Source organism: Elstera litoralis (genome assembly GCF_000963705.1).
In the GTDB taxonomy this organism is placed as follows: domain Bacteria; phylum Pseudomonadota; class Alphaproteobacteria; order Elsterales; family Elsteraceae; genus Elstera; species Elstera litoralis.
On record NZ_LAJY01000587.1, the window covers coordinates 1 to 2,282 of the forward strand.

General features: G+C 62.1%; 2 protein-coding genes. One reads left to right on the forward strand and one right to left on the reverse strand.

What is annotated here, in order from left to right; all coding sequences use genetic code 11:
- Nucleotides 1-28: 28 nt before the first annotated feature.
- Nucleotides 29-1,888, reverse strand: a complete 1,860-nt coding sequence (locus VZ95_RS17880) for an ABC transporter ATP-binding protein (protein ID WP_045777065.1) — start codon at nt 1,886-1,888, stop codon at nt 29-31.
- Between the two features lie 156 nt (nt 1,889-2,044).
- On the opposite strand from VZ95_RS17880, the gene VZ95_RS27460 reads away from it, so the two are divergent.
- Nucleotides 2,045-2,282, forward strand: a 238-nt coding sequence (locus VZ95_RS27460; protein WP_045777066.1) for a hypothetical protein, incomplete at its 3' end; no start/stop codon positions are given.

A 2,282-nucleotide genomic window follows, 5' to 3' on the forward strand; every position in this document is an offset into this window, starting at 1 on the left:
CAAGCTGACCGATCTTTCCACCGCATCATCACGCCGCCGCCCTCACCAGATGGCCGGGCGCCACTTCGATCAGGCCGGGGCGGGCGTCGCCTTCGATGCGATAGGGGGCGGGCCAGGCGGCGGGGTTGGAGGCGCGGCCTTCCATCAGCTTGCCGAAATCGAGCGGGTGGGCGAGGTCGGGGACGGGCACGGCGGCCAGCAGGGCCTGGGTATAGGGGTGCTGCGGCGCGCTGAAGAGCTGGGCGCGCTCGGCGAATTCCACGATCCGCCCGGCGCACATAACCGCGACGCGGTCCGCCAGATAATCGACCACGGCGAGATTATGGCTGATGAAGAGGTAGGTGAGGCCCAGTTCCTGCTTCAACTCTTTCAACAGATTGAGGATTTGCGCCTGGATCGACACGTCCAACGCCGACACGGGCTCGTCGCAAATGATGAAATCCGGGTGCAGGGCGAGGGCACGGGCGATGCCGATGCGCTGGCGTTGCCCGCCGGAAAAACTATGGGGGTAGCGGTGGCGGTGCGTGGGGTTGAGCCCGACCAGCCCGAGGAGTTCATCGACGCGGGTGCGCTGTTCGTCCGCCGTGCCGATATGGTGAATGACCAAAGGTTCGGCGATCAAATCCGCCACGGTCATGCGCGGGTTCAGCGAGCCGAACGGGTCTTGGAAAATGAACTGGGCCTTGCGGCGGAAAATTTGGCGGTCGCCGTCGCTCAGATGGTTCACATCCATCGGGCGGCCATCGTCGTAGAAGGTGATTTTGCCGGTATCGGGGGCCATTGCGTTCAGGATCAGGCGCGACAGAGTGGTTTTGCCGCAACCGCTTTCCCCCACCAGCCCCAGGCATTCGCCGCGCCGGACGGAGAAGGAGACATCTTCGACCGCGACATGGGCTTTCGATTTCGTGAAGCCGAACAGGCCGCCGCGTGCGGTGAAGCTTTTCGAGACGTGCTCGACGCTCAGAATCGGCGTGTCGGCGGGCGTCACCACGGGCTTGCGCGTAAGGCTGGGGGCGAGGGCGCGCGGATAATCGCGGATCGGCTTCAGCGGGATCGTCCGATCACGCCCCGGCTCCGGCGTTGCCGCCAACAGCGCCCGCAAATAGGGGTGGCTGGGGGTTTCGAACAGCATCGCCGTCGGGCCGCTTTCCATGATTTTACCGTGGTACATCACGACGGTTTCCTGGGCGATATTGGCGACCACGCCGAGATCATGGGTAATCATCAGCACCGCCATATGCAGTTCCTGCTGAAGATCGGCCAGGAGTTTTAGGATTTGCGCTTGCAGGGTTACGTCTAGCGCCGTCGTCGGTTCGTCGGCGATTAGGAGAGAGGGGCGGCAGATCAGCGCCATCGCAATCATCGCGCGCTGGCGCAATCCGCCCGACAACTCGAAGGTATAGGCGCTGAGCGCGGCTGCCGGGTCTTTGAAGCCGACGAGGCGGAGCATTTCGCGCGCAAGCTCCTGCCCCGTGGCGCTATCGACCGCGCGATGCAAATGCAGCGCTTCGAGAATCTGATTGCCGATCGTGTGCAGCGGCGATAACGCCGTCATCGGCTCTTGGAAAATAATCGCCACATCGCGGCCCCGCACAGCGCGAAACGCGGGACTATCGGTATCGAGCGCCGCAAGATCGAGGGTTTCCCCGCCGCGATTGAGGAGGATTTGCCCCCGGCTGACGCGGGCCGACTTGGGCAAAATCCCCAGAATGGCTTGCGCCAGCACCGATTTTCCGGAGCCTGATTCGCCGACGAGGGCCACGGTCGAGCCCGGCATCACGTCGAAACTCACGCCCTTCACCGCTTCCACCGGGCCACCCGGCAGCGCAAACGTGACGGCGACATCGCGCAGGCTGAGAAGCGGGGCGGCGGCGGGCGGGGTCAGCATAGCGGATCATTTCCCAAAAGCATGGGAGGCAGCTTAGCGCAAGCCCCGGCGGCTGGCGAGGGGGCGAGACAAAACAGGCGACCCGATGATTTTGGGGGCGCGGCTTGGGTGCAGTGCGCTATAGTACGGGCCAAATTTAGCTGCCGCGATGCCTCGATGGAAAAAACCCTCTTCCGATTTATCTGCCGTTATAGTCTGAAACAGCAGATTGCGATTGTGCTTTGGACACTCGTTTCGTTTCCGTTTCTGTACTATTCGCTCGATTTACCCAAGACGATCGTGAATGAATCGATCCAGGGTAAAGAGTGGCCGATGACCATTCAAGGGTTTGAGTTGGGGCAGATGGAACATCTGCTCGTGTTATGTTTCAGCTATTTGGGGTTGGTACTTATCA

What these genes read in the sequence shown, in the direction of transcription:
- VZ95_RS17880 (WP_045777065.1), bottom strand. Translation starts at nt 1,888, where the DNA reads ATGCTGACCCCGCCCGCCGCCGCCCCGCTTCTCAGCCTGCGCGATGTC.